This is a genomic window from Paenibacillus sp. P4_E11 (assembly GCF_056401635.1).
Window position 1 is genome coordinate 1 of the sequence record NZ_JBFUIX010000051.1, and the last position, 17190, is coordinate 17190.

Below are 17190 nucleotides of genomic sequence, written 5' to 3' on the forward strand. Positions count from 1 at the left end.
AACTTCGACGGTAGTCGTTATGCCGCTATTAGCTATCGTGATTGTCGTTGTGCCTGCTCTTTTGGCTTCTATCAGTCCATCCGCTGTTACCGTTGCAACTGTTGGATCCCCACTCGTATAGGTAGTTCCTGTTGTGGAGTTAGTCACATCGTCTGTAGCTAAATTTGACAAGGTTGCCGTCACCGACAACTGTTGTGAATGAGTTGTCCCTCGTCTCAATTCGACGGGGGTTGGCGATGCCTTCAATTCTATGACCGACACTTGATATTCGTAAGCTCCCATATCGACCTGCAAACCTATAATGCGTGGGTTCCTTTCAATATCGGTGGAAATACCCGATAGATTCGGATTTTGTCCATCAGCGAATACACTTTTGTCCCCGGTACCAATGGCAGGTGAATAGGGTCTCAATCTGTAATCCCCTTCGGTTGTGGGTTCAATCATTGCCGGCTTATAATCTATTAACATAGGATTCTTATCTATATTTCCACCCCCATCAACTCCAAGATCTGTGTCCCAACTGTTGCCACTGCCCCCTGATCCTTCGATGAGACTATGATTAATTTTTGGAATGGAGGGATTATACCTGGTCTCATTGAAAACGCTGTGACCTATTACGTTGGTATTACCCCAGACAATGCTGTTGCGTATGTTAGGATAACTACTAGATTTGTTATATATCCCGCCGCCAGCATTAGTAGCTGTATTGCCGCTGATCGTCACATTCGTCAAGACGGGGTTGGAAGATTGGTTAAACATCCCGCCTCCATTAATAGCTTTATTGCCGCTTAGCGTCACGTTCGTCATGGTTGTATGGCTACTAAAATTAACCATCCCGCCACCGGCATCTTCAGCTTTATTACCGCTTAGCGTCACGTTCACCATGGTTGGTTTGCCTGAAAGGTTATACACCCCCCCCGCCTGAACCAGCTATATTGCCGCTTAACGTCACATTCGTCATGATTGTATTGCCATAACTGTTATATATCCCACCGCCATTAATAGCTTTATTGCCACTGAACGTCACATTCGTCAAGGCTGGGCTGCTTTGAATGTTATGCATCCCGCCGCCTCTTTCATAATTGAAACCACCACTCCCATTCGCATTCCCACCGGTGATTGTTACACCGTCCAGTATCGCAGTTTGATTTAAATTAGGAAGTTGATTGTAAAACACATGGTATGCTTTGTTCGCATCACTTCCGTCAAAATCCCCGCTAAGTATCGTTTTATGGGTAGTATAATTGCGATCACCGAGAGAAAAGCCTGGATCTTCATTACCCATGAAACCGCCGTATATGGCAACGTCGTTCTTCATCTCAAAATGGCGATCACGCCCTGTTCCGTTTTTAGTCGGAAAGTACGTTCCCTCCGCCATCCATATTTGATCCCCGGCAAGTGCCTTCTCCAATGCTTGCTGCAGCGTAGCGAAAGCACTCCCCCAACTGGACCCATCTTTTCCATCATCACCGCCATCTGTCACCGTTTTCACATAAATAATCGTCGGCCCAGCCGCCTTCACCTGATCTATACCGAGCCCCGGCCATAATCCGCCGAACAGCAAGACTACGACCATGAATGCACTAAACCACTTACTCTTCCAATTTCCCACCATTCATTCATCCTCTCGAGTAGAATCTATTCTACCCCTAGTTTCATAACGTGCTTTTTAAAAATTGTATTCTTCGTGACCACGACACAATGATTACCTTTCCAATGGGCGATCACAGCAGTGGCCAATTGTTCAAGTAAACACACCCTCAAAGATGAAGCGTACCATTTTACCTTCACGCATTCTATTATACGAACGTAGCAAAATAGTCGAATTCCGGTATACTTTCATTCTCCTCACAGACAAAATCGAGTAGGAGGGGGTGACTAGCCCCCGGCCTCTCACACCACCGTACGTACCGTTCAATATACGGCGGTTCATGAAATATTCCGTAATATGTTGTATCTGTCCGTTAAGCTCTTCAATCCATTGGATTCCCAGTATTGGTTTCCCAATGCTCGATGCAAGATCGGACTTCCTGCAATTCGCCAGTACCCTTTTCGGGTATTCCCCCACTCATAGGCTTATATCCTTCGGCATGCCTAAGGATATAAGCCTTTTGACTTTGGTTTTCAGTTTCTTCCATTGCTTCCAAAGGCACATTCGCAGCCTTCTTCGTATCCACGAATCCAGATGCTGAAAGATACTTGGCGTGTCCGCAAGCGAGAAATATCCGCACCATCCAATAAGATATTGGTTCAGCTTCTTAAATCTCTCTTCCATCTTCATCGATTTTCTTCGAGACGTAATCTCTCGAATCCTAGACTCCGCTTTCTATAAGGATTGTTTTGCAATTCTTACCTTCGGGTTCTTATTCACATTGAAACTAAATCTAAGAAACTTCCGTTTCCATGGACGGTCTACCGCGCTTTTCATTTGGTTTACCTTTAGTTTCAGTCTTGTCTCGATGAATTGGGTTACGGATGCCTTGACTCGTTTGCCTGCTCTCTTCGTTTTCACGTAGATATTACAGTCGTCCGCATAGCGGACGAAACGGTGTCCACGCTTCTCTAATTCTTTGTCCAGTTTGTCCAGTTCGTCCAGTACGATGTTAGATAGTAACGGACTCAGTGGCCCACCCTACGGCGCTCCTTCTAATGTCGGTTTAACTAACCCATTCTCCATTACACCAGATTGAAGGTATTTCCGAATGAGTAAGAGGACTTTCTTGTCCTTCACTTTCTCCGAGATCCTCATCATTAGACGGTCATGGTTGACGCGATCAAAGAATTTCTCCAAGTCCAAGTCGACTACGAATCGATATCCTTCTTTCATGAATGTTCCAGCTTTCCTCACTACGTCATGTCCGCGCCTTTTAGGACGGAACCCATAACTATGCTCAGAAAACTGTGGGTCAAACAATGGTGTTAACACTTGAGCGATTGCCTGTTGAACCATTCGGTCTGTCACGGTAGGTATACCTAACAATCTGACGCCTTTTCGGGATTTCGACCCGACGCACGGGGCTTGGTTGGTAGGTTCCTTCTTCTATCGCTTGTCGTAGGATCTGCCAATTTTGTTTGATGTGTTCGCGTAAGAATTTTACGGACATGCCATCTACGCCGTGGCTTCCTCTATTTGCTTCCACACGTTTAATGCTTTAAGAAGATTTTACACCGTGACAGCAACTGTTCCAACATTTCTACAACTCCTTACGTGATTTGTACCTTCCTCTTGTGCCAGAGATGAGCTCTGCCCTGCTGGAGCCCCACATGGATTCACCGCTTCCTTCTCCAGTCAGTTCCTTTCGGATTTTCTGCTTTCATCACTCATCCTGAACGCCTTGATGCACAAATACCTATTTCATGTTCAGCCCTTCCGCAGGTGTTGCAACACTCTGCGTAATATGGCTTCTGCTGACTTCTGTACGTTCAGTCTACTTTCACAAGCAGAGTTACGGAGATTGCTCCGCGTTCCGTACAGATCTCCCCAGGTAAGAACGCTATCTTTCCCTCCCTATTCGCCTCATTTACTCCCGTTCGCCTTCGGCAGTAAGGACTTTGGCTTGCTTTGCAGCCTCATCCAACGAACGTAGCCTGGTATGAGATTCGCGTTCCTCGAAACGGAGGTTTGCCGCCGACTTCATTCAGATTCGACCTCGCGGTCGACACCCTTGTCTTAAGCTAATGACTACTACTGCCTTTGTCACTCGGGACTTACACCCTATAGATATCGCCCATGCTGGGCGCACAAAGAAGACAAGCTCTCTCCTAGGAGAAAACTTGTCTGATTTCCGATCAGACCTTTGGGACAACCCCATATAAAAATTTCGCTCTATTTATGGTAAGGTTCCCCGCGCATAATCTTGTACGCGCGGTACACCTGCTCGGCCAGCACGAGCCGCATCAGCTGATGCGGCAGCGTGAGGCGGCCGAAGCTCAGCTTGCGTGCGGCGCGCTGGAGCACGGCGTCGGCCAGGCCGAGCGAGCCGCCGATGACGAAGGCGAGCTGGCTGCGGCCGTACGTGCCGAGCTCGTCGATATGGCGCGCCAGCTCCTCCGACGACCAGGCCTCGCCCTCGATCGCGAGGGCGATGACGTGGGTGTCGTCGCTCTTGATCGCGGCGAGGAGGCGCTCACCCTCGCGCTGCTTCACTTGCGCTTCCTCGGCAGCGCTCAGCCGCTCAGGCGCCTTCTCCTCGGCGACCTCGACGATCTGCAGCTTCGCATAAGGCGTCATGCGCTTCACATACTCCGCGATGCCGTCGATGAGATACTTCTCCTTCAGCTTCCCTACCGCTATAATCTGAATCAACAAAGCCGTCAACACCCCTTCATAGAATCCATCTTTCCAGAAGAAATAAAAAAGAAGAGAACCCTAAATCCCGTTCTCCCCTCCTGTCCAAGTCCTGTTCCAGCTCATCCCGAAATAGTCAAATAACCAAATATTGCGGAGCATTCCCGCACCGCTCACAGTGAGCCGGCGGCTCCCAGGCGGTGAACTTCACATCATTCAAGTCATAGATGTCTGGCGCTTCTTCGTACTCGTCGACGAAGATGTCGAGTGCGAGCTCCAGATGTTCTTTGCAAACCACGAGCATGCGATTATTCCTCTTTCCTCTCGATTAACGTAAGCGTCGCGGTCGCCTTCTTGCTGCCGCGATAGTACGTCACCGTAAGCTTATCGCCGATCTTCTTCTCCGAGTACAAGTATTGCCGCAGCATCAGATTCGTGGACACCGACTTCCCGTCCAGCTCCGTAATGACATCATTAACGGCAAGTCCCGCATCCTTGGCCGGGCCGAGTGCGTCCATGACGATAAGACCATTTTTCACATTATCCGGCAGTTTTAACCCTTCCACGCCTTTGTAGGAGCGCAGTGAATCGGTCGTCACGCCCAAGTAAGGACGCTTCACCTTGCCGTATTTGATCAAGCTCTCAATCGTATCCTTGGCCTGATTAATCGGTATCGCGAATCCTAGCCCTTCGACACCCGTCTCGGACACCTTCATGCTGTTGATCCCGACGACCTTGCCCTCGAGATTGACGAGCGCGCCGCCGCTATTGCCTTGATTAATCGCCGCATCCGTCTGGATGACGTCCATCTCCCAGTCGTAGTTGCCGTCATTCGCGAATGAGATCGGGATGCGCCGATGCGGAGAACTGATCACCCCGACGGTCGTCGTCTGCGAGAACCCGAGCCCGAGCGGATTGCCGATCGCAATCGCGGTCTCTCCGGACTGCAGTTTCTCCGAGTCGCCGAATTCCGCGAACACCTTAATCCCGTCCGCATCCATCTCCAGCACCGCCAGGTCGGTAATCTGGTCCTTCCCTTTGACCGTTGCCTTCTTATGCTCCCCATTCGCCAGCACGACCTCGACTTGCGTAGCGTTCTGCACCACATGGTTGTTCGTGACCACATAAGCGCGATTGCTATTTTTCTGGAAAATAACGCCGGAACCAATGCCAATCATCTGCGCTTGCGTCTGGTTCTTATCGGCAGGGTCCTTGCCCGCGCTAATGATGCTCACCACTGTAGGCTTCACCGTATTCACGGCTTTCACCACTTTATCGCTGCGCCATTGCACGTAATCGTCCGTTGACATCGCGGGTGCGGATGCAGCCGCTTGCTGAGCGGGTTCCGTCGAAGTACCGAGGGATGATGCGGCCCAGATGACCGCCACCGCCAGCACAATGCCGGCACCTGCAGATGCTGCCACAACCCCGAGCTTGTGCTGACTCTTCCAGCCCCGCCTGGACCAATCACTCTTCCATGGAGCTGCCTTCGTCACCTTCGTTGTGTAAAAGTCGTCGTCAAACAAGCTCATAGCCGCTTCTCTCCCTCCAAGGACCCGATCTATCCATCTATACCGTAATAAAATAGATTCTCCCCAACGTGCACCGCCACGAATGGCGGCTCTTATGTTTGCCTACACTAATAATAACCTTTTTGATCTAACCACAGGAAAAGAGATTCTAAATCTACGAAGCCTATCATACTATTCTACTAGATTCCTTGAAGAAGATCGAGAGAATACCAATAAAAGGAGAGATTGCCATGAACCGAATCCATTCCCACCTGCAAGAAGTCAACATGATCGCCAAGCTGGCGGATCTGAAGGAAGAGCATTACCGCAACAGTCTGCTGATTAGCGCCTTAATGGAGTTGCTGATCGAGAAGGGGCTGCTGAACCGACAAGAAATCGAGTCCAAGGTGGTTGAACTCGATTCGCTCATGACTCCCGATTCAGCTTATCCCATGTCGTAGATCGGTCGAAATAGGTGTCCATCAGTTTCACCTTCCGGCCTTCCGCCGGCAAGCCACCCTCTTCTAATACATTATTCACGGTCAGTTTGGCCAAGTCCATCAAATTATGATCCCGGCTTAAATGGGCCAAGTAGACGGACTCCGTCCGTTCGGAAATCATCTCGCATAGCGCTTGGCCTGCTGCATCGTTCGATAAGTGCCCCGTGTCGCCCATAATCCGGCGCTTGATGTTCCACGGGTAGTGGCCGACACGCAGCATCTCGACGTCATGGTTGGACTCCAGGATCAAGGCGTTGGAGTCTGAGATTTTCTCCTTCACCTTACTGCTTACGTAGCCCAAGTCCGTAGCCAGGCTTAGCTTCTGCTCCCCATCATAGAAGCAATAACCGACCGGATCAGCAGCATCGTGAGAGATCGAGTAAGCTTCAATCTGTAGTGATCCGGATCCGAACTCCAGCATTTCGCCGGTTTCCATGACCACCCTCTTATCCTCGGCTAGCTCGCCCAGATGCTTGTTGAGCGCTTCCCAGGTCTTCTCATTGGCGTACACTGGGAGGTCGTACTTGCGGGCCAAAGCGCCGACACCCTTAATATGATCCGAGTGCTCATGCGTGATGAGGATGGCGTCCAGCTCTTTCCCGTGTACGTCCCGCTCCTGCATGAGCTGCTCGATTTTTTTCATGCTCAAGCCTGCGTCCACCAGCACCTTCGCTTGCTCGTTTGCGACGAGCAGCGAATTGCCGGTCGAACCGCTGGCCAATACTGTGAATCGCAAAGACATGACGTTCTCCTTCATCCCTATTTACTTGTATCTAACTAGAACTTCCACACTAAGCGCCCTTATATTTATGTATTCCATCACTTTGTCGTGCCACGATTTTGCGGGTTCTCTACATCGCCACGGAATCCGTGCACATAATACACATCGCCGCCTTCAACCGCCACCCGCCACGTAGGGACGAGCAGTTTTTTCTCCGAGTCGTACAGCTGCCCGTGATACCCGAGCCGAATGTCCTGAATAACTGCGCCATTCTGTAAATACTTCTCGGTCAGCGCTCGCAGCACGGTATAGGCCGGAATGACTTTCTTCTCTTCCTTGTCATCGGTCGCCTCTACCTCGACGAACGATTGTTTATACGCACTTATTTCCCCGTTAGTCATATACAACTCCAGATTCACATCGAACATCGGATAATCACCATGCATCTGGTTCATCCCATACAGGCCATCCTTGCCCGTAATCGGGTCGTAGCGGTACACCTCAGCGTTCGGGATCGAATGATTGGTAAGATCCTTCAACGTGCCTTTACTAATAAATCGATTGTACTTGAGCGGTTCCACCAACGTGACTTTTCGACCGTAGTTGTTCCCTTCGACCCATTTTACCACAATCTCTTTCATCTTGGGTACGTCTTTGGGAATCTCCGTACCGACCCGAATACCGCGATTCTGCAGCAATTTATTGAGCTCGACCGCCTGATCAGCCGTCGTCTTCTTATCTCCGACCAACCACTGATTCGCCCATAGCTCGTAGCCAAGCGTCATATTCAGCAGCAGAAAAGAGAGGATCAATATGGTTTTGGCTCGACTCCAATCCATGTTACCCGACTCCCCTCTCCCCCTGCATAGTGCGGCCGCAGCCCTTACTTGATCGTCTCATATGTGCCATCTCTATACTCGGCGATCCACACCGGATTCAGCTCCATGAATTTGTCCTGCACCACCGGCTGGTAAGCCGGATAGATCGCGGCCAGTAAAGCGCGCTTAGACGAAACCATCAGCCAGTCATCCAGATGCTTGCCACCTTCAATCGTCTTCAAGCTTCGCTCTACCCTGCGATTCTCCAAGGTCACCATCGACCGGTCATAGTTGGCCACAACCCCTTTTTGCAACACAAGCTTGATCAGGCCGAAACCTTCCGCGCGATCGCTCATAATCGGGAATGAATCGTAATACTGGCGGAATGTGAACTGCTGACGGCCGATGACCGGCATCTGTGGAATGGACTTGACCGCGAACTGGCCATTCCATCCCCCATGCTGATTGACGAACGCCACGGCGGAGTTCAGGTTCTCCCGCACATCGTTGCGGCTGTCTACAGAGGGGATCGGGTCGGAATAGCTCATCCACAGCTGATCATTCTTAATCTGCAGCCCCCGCTTCGCATCTGTGTAGATCTGAGACCCGTCACGATTACCGAAGTTCCGCGTATTGCGCGGATCGACGAATAGCGTCTTCATCAGCTGTTCTACCGTCATCGGCTCGAATGGAATGCGGTACTTGGTCATCTCTATCGGCTTGTCGGGCAAATAGATATCGCCATCCTTGGAATGGTAGGTCGTCTGCAACTCATTGAACCCGACATACCCCTCCACGTCTTTAATATTCAAGTCCGCTCTCGCCTCGTAGGTGTTGTATTCGGTCATGAAGAATGTCTTCACATCTTCCTTCACGTCCTTCGTATAGATCCAGATCCGCGTAACCATCTCGTTGTCGAGCGGTAAATCACCCTTCAACTCGAATAGAGACTTCAGAATGTTGAAGGGGACTCCCCCGCGAAATCGAAGCTCTACGCCTGGCTGCTTATTGCGGATCTCTTCCCATTCGAAGTTGGCCGTCATCGTCGATGTGCGCCGGAAGCTGTCGAATGTTCGCTTCTTGAGCGATTCGAAGATGATCGTATAGAACCGATTGTTCGGGTACAGGACGGTATGCGTTTCTTTGCCGGAATGCAGAATCATCTGTTCCGGGAACAGCAGCTCCTCTACCGACACCTGCGTACCGATCGTGTCCGCTTCCACATATTCATTCTGCTTAACCGGATCATGCCGGGGCTCGCTGAATACGAGGAAGTAGCTCTGGACCAAGCTCGAAGCGATGAGTGCCGCGAGTAATATCGATTTCAGCTTCTCCATCATACCGGCTCCCCCTCCCACTGCTGGAAGGGCAACGTGAATGTGACCCGGGTTCCGTGGTTGTATTCTGACTCTAGCGTGATGGTGCCGCCGTGGGCTTTTACTATTTCCCGGGCAATCGACAAGCCTAGTCCTGTGCCGCCCATACTGCGTGAGCGAGCCTTATCCACCCGGTAGAACCGATCGAAGATGCGGCTCAAATCCTTCTTAGGAATGCCGATTCCGTTGTCCTGAACGTGGAATTCCATCCAATTGTCGTCCAGCTTCTTGCTGAATATTTGAATAAACCCGTCTTCCGGCGTATATTTGATCGCATTCGACACGAGATTGTCCAGCACTTGATCAATCTGATCGCGATCCAGCTTCACCTCGCCGATTTGGTTGTCGACACTAATCGCGATTTGAATGTTCTTCTGCTGCAGTTGGAAAGAAAAGCGGTCGGCGACTTCCTCCAGCATCTCCGGGACGTGCGTTCGCACCCTCGCCAGCTGAGCCTTGCGAGAATCGAGACGCGACAGATGCAGCAGATCGTTCACCAGTCGGATCATCCGCTCCGTCTCATTGCGCATCACACCTACGAACCGATGAGCTAACGCCTGATCTTCAACAGCTCCGTCGTCCAATGCCTCCAAGTAGCTCTTGAGCGTCGTAAGCGGCGTTCGCAGCTCGTGGGACACATTCGCCACGAATTCACGACGGGCCTGTTCCAGCTTCTCTTGCTCCGTAACATCCTGCAAGACGGCAATCGTGCCGGCGGCCGTCCCCTTATCCCGACGATAGATCGGCGTGAACATGATCCGAATCGTAACTGGCTCATCCTCTTCATCGTCGCCTACATGAATAAGCGCCATCTGCTGCTGTCCGCGTGTATGGGATTCCACCGCTTCTCGCGGCATCCCGAGGATCTCCCATATTTCCTGATAGCGAATGTCCGTATTGCCGATGCGCAGCATGTGTCGAGCACGTCGATTGATGACGATCACTTTGCCCTGATCATCGGTAGCAATTACCCCATCGTTCATGTTCGACAAGATCGAAGAAAGCTTCTCCTTCTCCTCCTCGTTGAGCGCGAGCGCGTCCTTCAGCCGGTCTGTCATATAGTTGAAGGCATGGCCCAACTGCCCGATCTCGTCGGAGCCTTTTACACGGACCACTTGATTGTAGTTCCCTTCAGCCATCGCAGTCGCTTGTCTAGTAATTTCCTTGATCGGATTCGTAATCGTATTCGATAGGATGACGCCCAGCCCGATCGTGAGCACTAACGCGATAATCGTCCCGGTTAGGAAGATTTTGTTGATCCCGTTCATCGTCTTGTACAGCGGCTCCATGGAAGCCACGATGTATACAACCCCGATCACCTTGGAGCCGTTACCGACTGGCTGCGCTACGATCTTCTTGCGCTCGCCATTCTCATCGATCAGATCCGACTCGTTGTCCTTAATCCCTTGGAGCGCCGAGATCACTTCCGCTTGCAGATTCTTCTGTCCGACCCTGGCAGCATTGCTCTGCAAAGACGTACTTAACACGATTCCGTTCGCATCAATAATCTGGATCTCCGCCGCACTAATGTCGAACAAGCTGTTCACGATCCCGTTCAAGTCGGCGAACGACTTCTTGCTTTCCTCCGTAGCGGTTGCATCCTGGCTTTCCGACAAATAGCGGTCGACGAACCCAGCCAGCAGCCCGGCCTGTGTATTCAGCGACGTGGTGAAGTTGTCGATGAACGATCGCTCCATCGTCCGAACGAAATACACCCCAATGAGCTGCATCGCGATAAGAATCAGCAACACATATATAATAATGAGTCGGGTTTGAATCGTCTGGAACAGCTTCATGCCTTTCATAGTCGGCCCCCTTGGCCTAGACTGGCCCTCCGGTTCTCGGATTCCGCATCATATACCCGAGCCCTCGTCGAGTCATAATGTACTCCGGCTTACTCGGATCATCTTCGATCTTCTCCCGCAGACGGCGAATGGTCACATCCACCGTACGGACATCGCCCAAGTATTCAAAACCCCACACCGCCTGAAGCAGATGTTCGCGAGTCATGACCCGTCCGCAATGCTTACCCATATAATACACAAGCTCATATTCGCGGTGCGTCAGATCGAGCGGTAGACGATCCTTATAGACGATATACATATCACTGTCGATCATAAGCCGGTGAATACGCAGTCCGGTCGGTTCTGCCGCTTCCTGTTGAGAGGGCAGCGACTTATTCTGCCTGCGCAGATGGGCCTTGACGCGTGCCAGCAGCTCTCGGGTACCGAATGGCTTGGTCACATAATCGTCCGCGCCTAGCTCCAGGCCGAGCACCTTATCCAGTTCCGAGTCCTTCGCCGTAAGCATGATGATCGGGATGTCTTTCTTCGCTCGTACTTCCCGGCAGACGTCCATGCCATCCTTCACCGGGAGCATAATATCTAACAGAATCAAGTCAGGGTCTTCTGACAAGGCCAGCTCTACAGCCGCACCACCGTCAAAAGCACAGATGACCTGATAGCCTTCCTTCTCCAAATTGAATTTCAATATTTCCGCAATCGGTTGTTCGTCGTCCACCACCAGGATTTTCCCGTGCACTCCCGCCACCGCCCTGCTTTTCTTTCCATTTTACCACACCCGGTCGAGCTATGCCCACAAACTCCTCCCGTCTGATGTCTCACGCAAATAAAAAAGAGGCCGAATAACGACATCATGGTCGTTACCCAACCTCTGGAAACCCTGGTTTGTTACATAGAAATGAATTTCAAAGGATTCTCCGCTACCCCATTGCGTTGTACTTCAAAGTGCAAGTGCGTCCCAGTAGAGTCTCCGGTACTGCCCATAATGCCGATCTTCTCGCCCTTCTCCACGACCTTACCTTTGGAGGTTAGGACCTGACTCAGATGGCCGTAAACCGTACGATACCCGTTCTGATGATCGAGGATGATCTGGGTGCCATAGCCATCGCCCTTATCGCCTGCATAGATGACGATGCCATTGTCGGACGCCATAATGTTCTTATTGCCGGTAATGTCGATGCCCTTGTGCATCTTGCCCCATCGCATCCCGAAGCTGCTGGAAATGCTCGGGCTTAGGACTGGTCGAGCGAACTTACCTGTTCCTTCTCCAAGAACGACCTTCGTTCCCTTCTTCACCACTGCGGATACCGGTTGTTCTAGCACTTGCTCTTCCAGTAACTGCTCCTCGGCAAGATAACCGTTCTCCTTGGTCAGTTGGAACGTAGCCTTCTTCAGTCCATTCTTGCCTGGCGAGATCGTCTGGGTCTGGCCGGCTCGCATGTTCTCATCCTTCTCATAGACCGTATCGTATTGGATCTCCTGATTCTCCACAACCTTCTCTACTGTACGAACGGTTAGCGCGGGTTTGAGTACCGTCAGATCCAATACTTGGCCTACTTTAATCTTATCGTCTACAATCCATGGATTCTTCTCGTAAATAAGCTGCCGGGGAATGCTCAGCTTCTTGGCAATACAGCCGACACAATCGCCTGGTACTACGGTGTACTTGGTCGGTGCGACGTCGCCTGTCTCCAGCTTCTTCATAATCTCTTGCGGATCGGTTAGCTGGTCCGGCTTAATCTCCTTGGTGTTCATCTCCACCGGTTCTACGAAGCTTACAGATTGGATGACAGGCTGCCCGATCTGCGGCTCGGCCTTGGCCGCCAGTACGCTGACTGCACCCGCCACCTTAGTCGCGGGAACATACTTTGTCTTCACTTGCTCCAGAAGCTGAGCGGCTGCTTCCTTGTCCTTAACTAGACCAACTGCCTTGCCGTTGACGACCAATTCGACACCAATCGCCTTGGTAACCAACAGTTTGTTCACGCCATCGATTGCACCTGCATTGTCGCTTTGGAGGTTGAAAGCCTTTTCAGCTTTATAGTTGACTGCCTCGGAATTCAGGACCATATGTACGCTGGGATTATTTGTCTCTATCTCCTTGTACTTGCCCATAATGAAATCCTCTACCACTTTCGGATCGTTCACGGTACCGGCCAATTGATCGCCGACATACACATGAAACACCTCATACGTGTGAAGCTTCACATATTGGTTGCCGCCTATTGATACGGAAGCCAGGAGCCCAAGAGCGCCTACCCCTTTCAACAGACGAAGCCTGTACGCTCGTAGAATGGAAATCGCGTGATGAAGAGGCTTTCGATCCTTGATTGGTTCAGTCAAGCTTGAGCTTCGGGTCTTGGTGAAAGCTTGCTTGGATTTCTCCATTGCAGCCTTGACCCACTCGGATGCCTTGAATGAGTTCATGATTGTCTCCTCTTACCTTTTTTTGAAACTGGCAAATTTCGACAGCAAATGCCGAATTGCCAATGTTTCTACTTTACCACAGCTAGTCTACTATTTTCAACCGCCGGGACTAAAGTCGTAATAGGTGTGGAAGAAGAGGATCGTGAATGAAGCGAATGTGTAAGCTATTACTCGTATTTTTGTAAAATTTGTAGTAACCTCTTGTACTCTTCCGGTTTCAGATGCTGCTCCACGAGCTTCTCCACCTCCGTAAGTTCGCTAGAGGTAATGCCGTCTTCGACAAGGGTCGAGATCGTTTGCATGTCTGCTTCGGGGAGCTTTGACAATGCAGAGAAGATAACGAGCTTGTCTTCGTTCGATAACTGTTCCTTCTTGGTCTGGAATTGCTCTTCCGACATCACTAAGGCGCGTTCCTGAGACTGGGACGAATTCGTACTTGCGCTATTGCCCGTCTGTGCCCATGCTGCGACAGAGTCCTCCTTTCCAACCTGAGAGGCGCTGCTCTTCGTACCGCTGCCTGGGTCATTGCCAGTGACATTCCCATTGCCCTTAGCCGATACAGGCGCGTCTGCAACAGTTCCCTCTTGACCCAGTATATTCGACTTTCCCCATAAATTACTCCAAATATCTGAAAGTTCGAGAGGTTTCTGTGAAATTTGCAAGTTTAATGGTTTGAGTAGCTGTGTGATGTAGGAGTTTACGATATAAGCTGTCGTAACTACCGAGATGGTACTAACCAAGATGGCACTCACAAGCAATTTGCTGATCCAGCCTACGATCTTCATGTCGATTTCCCGCCTTTTAGCGCTTCCCAGAAGCGAAATCCATATTCTTGCTTCCAGTATTGACGGATTGGCCTTGATTTAAAAGGCTCGGGGAAAAAGAAAACCCGGCCAAGAATGGCCGGGGTTAGAATTATGCGTATATAGGGCGAACCAGATTCGTCTGCTCACGGTTGCGACCTACCGAGAAGATCGCGATCGGGATGCCGGTCAGCTGTGCTACCCGCTCCAAGTAACGTCTAGCGTTATCTGGAAGATCATCCAACGACTTCACTTGCGACAGGTCCTCCTGCCAGCCCGGGAACTCTTCGTAGACGGCCTCGCATTCCGCCAGCACGTTCAAGCTTGCTGGGTAATGGTCGATGACTTCCCCACGATAGATGTAGCTCGTGCAGATCTTCACGGTGTCCAGACCAGAGAGCACGTCGATCGAGTTGAGCGACAAGCCTGTAATCCCGCTTACGCGGCGAGCATGACGGACGACAACACTGTCGAACCAGCCCACGCGCCGAGCACGGCCTGTTGTGGTGCCGTATTCGTTGCCCTTCTCGCGAATCCAATCGCCCGTCTCATTGCTTAACTCCGTTGGGAACGGTCCGTCACCGACACGTGTCGTGTAGGCTTTGGCTACGCCGATAACTTGGTTAATCTTCGTCGGGCCCACGCCCGAACCGATGCAGACGCCGCCTGCGGTCGGATTGGACGACGTAACGAACGGATATGTCCCTTGGTCGATATCCAGCATTACACCTTGAGCGCCTTCGAACAGCACACGCTTGCCGTCATCGATGGCGTTGTTGAGCACGACCGATGTGTCTGTTACATACTTGCGCAGCACTTCTGCATACCCCAAGTATTCTGTCAGGATCGGCTCTACGTTCAAGCCTTTGGAACCGTATACTTGCTCAATCACGCGGTTCTTCTCGCCCACCATCTGGCGAAGCTTGCGCTCGAACTCGCCTGCATCCATCAGATCCGCGATCCGAATGCCATTACGAGCCGCTTTGTCCATGTAGCAAGGACCGATCCCTTTGCGTGTCGTGCCAATCTTATTCGAACCCTTGCTGTCTTCTTCCAGACCGTCAAGCAGCAGGTGATAGGGCATGATAAGATGCGCGCGATCACTGATTCTAAGATTATCTGTGGAATACCCATTCTCATGAATGTAGTTAATTTCTTCAATAAGGGCAGCCGGATTCAGCACCATGCCGTTTCCGATTACGCAAGTTTTATTAGAATAGAAAATACCAGATGGAATCAAGTGCAATTTATACTTTTTATTCTGGATTAAAATCGTGTGGCCGGCGTTATTACCGCCTTGATAACGGGCTACGACCTCGGCACTTTCCGCCAGAAAGTCGGTGATCTTTCCTTTCCCTTCATCGCCCCATTGGGTTCCGACTACAACAACTGTTGACATCCCGCATACCCCCGTAAGATGGTGAGAAACACACACCAAGATAGCCGCACCCGTCGGAGAGCGGCATTACCAGTTTAGCAGTCCCCTATAGCAAAGTCAATAAAAACGAACAATCACACGGTCGCCCGCGCAATTGTTCGGAATTTGTCGTGATAGACGCCTATATAGCCAGCTAACCGGCAGCTTCAGGCACATACTGACGATCCAAGCTGACGAACTTGTTGAAGTTCTTCATGAAGACGAGCTCCACCGTGCCGACTGGCCCGTTCCGTTGCTTGGCGATAATGATCTCGATGATGTTCTTCTTCTCGGATTCCTTGTCGTAGTAATCGTCCCGGTACAGGAACGCAACGATATCGGCATCTTGCTCGATCGAACCGGATTCCCGCAAGTCTGACATCATCGGACGCTTGTCCTGCCGCTGCTCCACGCCCCGGCTGAGCTGCGACAAGGCGATGACCGGTACATCCAGTTCACGCGCAATTCCCTTCAGTGTCCGAGAAATCTCGGATACTTCCTGTTGACGGTTGTCGCCCTTACCTCGACCGTGAATGAGCTGGAGGTAATCGATCAGGATCATCCCTAAGCCCTTCTCCTTCTTCAGCCGTCGGCACTTGGCACGAATATCAGTGACCGTCACGGAAGGCGAATCATCTATATAGATGTTCGCTTCGGACAAAGCCCCAATCGCCATCGTCAGCTTCTCCCAGTCGTCGCCTTCCAGGAACCCGGTCCGCATCCGTGTAGCATCGACATTGGCCTCGGCGCAGATCATCCGCTGGACGAGCTGTGCCGCGCCCATCTCGAGACTGAAGATCGCGACGGTTTCTTTGGCCCGCACCCCGACGTTCTGCGCGATGTTCAGCGCGAACGCGGTCTTACCTACGGATGGCCGAGCCGCCACGATGATCAGATCAGACCGTTGGAACCCGGACGTCATACGGTCCAGGTCGGTGAAGCCCGACGGGATTCCTGTTGCTCCACCCTTGTGATTGTACAAGAACTCGACGCGCTCGAACACTTCCATAAGCACATCGCGAATCGACACGAACCCATTCCCCGCGCGGCGATTGGAAATCTCCAGAATCTTGCGCTCCGCCTCGCTCAACAGGTCGCTAACTTCCTCGCCGCCGGCGTAGCCGTTGCTCACGATCTGCGTGGCCGTGCGGATCAATCGGCGCAGCATCGACTTCTCTTCGACGATCTGTGCATAGTAATCGACATTGGCCGCCGTCGGAACCGCGTTGGCCAACTCGCTTAAGTACGATACACCGCCTATATCTTCCAGCTGCTGCTTGTCCTGCAGCTTGGCGGTCAGCGTAATTAAGTCAACCGGCTCGTCCGCCGAACCCAGTTCCTGCATGGCCGCGAAGATGTGCTGATGCGCCGTACGATAGAAATCTTCGTCACTAACCCGCTCCAGAGCCGTAATAAGTGCTTCCCCATCGAGCAGGATCGCGCCCAGTACGGCTTGCTCCGCTTCCAAGTTCTGCGGAGGGATGCGGTCAAGAAACAATTCCCCAGACATAGCCCTCACCTAACATT

The 17190-nt window shown here is 51.4% G+C and carries 15 protein-coding genes and 1 pseudogene; 1 reads left to right on the plus strand and 15 read right to left on the minus strand.

The window, feature by feature from the left end; all coding sequences use genetic code 11:
* From AC1DWB_RS19115 to AC1DWB_RS19140, 6 genes and pseudogenes are all read right to left on the minus strand, one after another.
* Positions 1-885, minus strand: an 885-nt coding sequence (locus AC1DWB_RS19115) for a choice-of-anchor Q domain-containing protein (protein ID WP_477542684.1), incomplete at its 3' end; no start/stop codon positions are given.
* A 19-nt stretch (positions 886-904) separates the two neighbouring features.
* Positions 905-1615, minus strand: a complete 711-nt coding sequence (locus AC1DWB_RS19120) for a DUF1565 domain-containing protein (protein ID WP_477542685.1) — start codon at positions 1613-1615, stop codon at positions 905-907.
* 314 nt (positions 1616-1929) lie between these two features.
* Positions 1930-3192, minus strand: a pseudogene (gene ltrA, locus AC1DWB_RS19125) (group II intron reverse transcriptase/maturase).
* A 634-nt stretch (positions 3193-3826) separates the two neighbouring features.
* Positions 3827-4309, minus strand: coding sequence for a 23S rRNA (pseudouridine(1915)-N(3))-methyltransferase RlmH (rlmH, locus tag AC1DWB_RS19130; RefSeq protein ID WP_477542686.1), 483 nt, complete (start codon positions 4307-4309; stop codon positions 3827-3829).
* A 115-nt stretch (positions 4310-4424) separates the two neighbouring features.
* Positions 4425-4592 (minus strand): CxxH/CxxC protein, encoded by a 168-nt coding sequence (locus AC1DWB_RS19135; protein WP_477542687.1) that lies wholly within the window; start codon positions 4590-4592, stop codon positions 4425-4427.
* Between the two features lie 4 nt (positions 4593-4596).
* Positions 4597-5820 (minus strand): S1C family serine protease, encoded by a 1224-nt coding sequence (locus tag AC1DWB_RS19140; RefSeq protein WP_477542688.1) that lies wholly within the window; start codon positions 5818-5820, stop codon positions 4597-4599.
* A gap of 230 nt (positions 5821-6050) precedes the next feature.
* On the opposite strand from AC1DWB_RS19140, the gene AC1DWB_RS19145 reads away from it, so the two are divergent.
* Entirely contained in the window at positions 6051-6260 is a 210-nt protein-coding gene (locus AC1DWB_RS19145; protein ID WP_477542689.1) for a hypothetical protein, read from the plus strand.
* Here AC1DWB_RS19145 and AC1DWB_RS19150 read toward each other — a convergent pair.
* From AC1DWB_RS19150 to dnaB, 9 genes are all read right to left on the minus strand, one after another.
* On the minus strand, positions 6226-7041 hold the full coding sequence (locus AC1DWB_RS19150; protein ID WP_477542690.1) for an MBL fold metallo-hydrolase: 816 nt from the start codon (positions 7039-7041) through the stop codon (positions 6226-6228). The two genes, AC1DWB_RS19145 and AC1DWB_RS19150, sit on opposite strands and share 35 nt — an antisense overlap.
* 77 nt (positions 7042-7118) lie before the next feature.
* On the minus strand, positions 7119-7859 hold the full coding sequence (gene yycI / locus AC1DWB_RS19155) for a two-component system regulatory protein YycI (protein WP_477542691.1): 741 nt from the start codon (positions 7857-7859) through the stop codon (positions 7119-7121).
* Between the two features lie 44 nt (positions 7860-7903).
* Complete coding sequence (locus AC1DWB_RS19160) at positions 7904-9178, minus strand: YycH family regulatory protein (RefSeq protein ID WP_477542692.1); 1275 nt, start codon at positions 9176-9178, stop codon at positions 7904-7906.
* On the minus strand, positions 9175-11019 hold the full coding sequence (gene walK / locus AC1DWB_RS19165) for a cell wall metabolism sensor histidine kinase WalK (RefSeq protein WP_477542693.1): 1845 nt from the start codon (positions 11017-11019) through the stop codon (positions 9175-9177). The genes AC1DWB_RS19160 and walK overlap by 4 nt, the downstream gene beginning before the upstream one ends.
* 16 nt (positions 11020-11035) lie before the next feature.
* Positions 11036-11755, minus strand: a complete 720-nt coding sequence (yycF, locus tag AC1DWB_RS19170; RefSeq protein WP_477542694.1) for a response regulator YycF — start codon at positions 11753-11755, stop codon at positions 11036-11038.
* A gap of 149 nt (positions 11756-11904) precedes the next feature.
* On the minus strand, positions 11905-13443 hold the full coding sequence (locus AC1DWB_RS19175; protein WP_477542695.1) for a M23 family metallopeptidase: 1539 nt from the start codon (positions 13441-13443) through the stop codon (positions 11905-11907).
* A 167-nt stretch (positions 13444-13610) separates the two neighbouring features.
* Positions 13611-14228: a hypothetical protein gene (locus tag AC1DWB_RS19180; RefSeq protein WP_477542696.1), complete on the minus strand. Its 618-nt coding sequence runs from the start codon at positions 14226-14228 to the stop codon at positions 13611-13613.
* A 130-nt stretch (positions 14229-14358) separates the two neighbouring features.
* Complete coding sequence (locus AC1DWB_RS19185; RefSeq protein WP_477542697.1) at positions 14359-15645, minus strand: adenylosuccinate synthase; 1287 nt, start codon at positions 15643-15645, stop codon at positions 14359-14361.
* A gap of 172 nt (positions 15646-15817) precedes the next feature.
* Positions 15818-17173 carry a replicative DNA helicase gene (gene dnaB / locus AC1DWB_RS19190; RefSeq protein ID WP_477542698.1) on the minus strand — a complete coding sequence of 452 codons (1356 nt, stop codon included), beginning with the start codon at positions 17171-17173 and terminating at the stop codon, positions 15818-15820.
* Positions 17174-17190 lie beyond the last annotated feature (17 nt).

Bases quoted from the DNA above. Each gene is read 5' to 3' on its own strand.
- AC1DWB_RS19120 (WP_477542685.1), bottom strand. From the start codon at position 1,615: ATGGTGGGAAATTGGAAGAGTAAGTGGTTTAGTGCATTCATGGTCGTA.
- AC1DWB_RS19135 (WP_477542687.1), bottom strand. From the start codon at position 4,592: ATGCTCGTGGTTTGCAAAGAACATCTGGAGCTCGCACTCGACATCTTC.
- AC1DWB_RS19140 (WP_477542688.1), bottom strand. From the start codon at position 5,820: ATGAGCTTGTTTGACGACGACTTTTACACAACGAAGGTGACGAAGGCA.
- AC1DWB_RS19145 (WP_477542689.1), top strand. From the start codon at position 6,051: ATGAACCGAATCCATTCCCACCTGCAAGAAGTCAACATGATCGCCAAG.
- AC1DWB_RS19150 (WP_477542690.1), bottom strand. From the start codon at position 7,041: ATGTCTTTGCGATTCACAGTATTGGCCAGCGGTTCGACCGGCAATTCG.
- yycI (WP_477542691.1), bottom strand. From the start codon at position 7,859: ATGGATTGGAGTCGAGCCAAAACCATATTGATCCTCTCTTTTCTGCTG.
- AC1DWB_RS19160 (WP_477542692.1), bottom strand. From the start codon at position 9,178: ATGATGGAGAAGCTGAAATCGATATTACTCGCGGCACTCATCGCTTCG.
- walK (WP_477542693.1), bottom strand. From the start codon at position 11,019: ATGAAAGGCATGAAGCTGTTCCAGACGATTCAAACCCGACTCATTATT.
- AC1DWB_RS19175 (WP_477542695.1), bottom strand. From the start codon at position 13,443: ATGAACTCATTCAAGGCATCCGAGTGGGTCAAGGCTGCAATGGAGAAA.
- AC1DWB_RS19180 (WP_477542696.1), bottom strand. From the start codon at position 14,228: ATGAAGATCGTAGGCTGGATCAGCAAATTGCTTGTGAGTGCCATCTTG.
- AC1DWB_RS19185 (WP_477542697.1), bottom strand. From the start codon at position 15,645: ATGTCAACAGTTGTTGTAGTCGGAACCCAATGGGGCGATGAAGGGAAA.
- dnaB (WP_477542698.1), bottom strand. From the start codon at position 17,173: ATGTCTGGGGAATTGTTTCTTGACCGCATCCCTCCGCAGAACTTGGAA.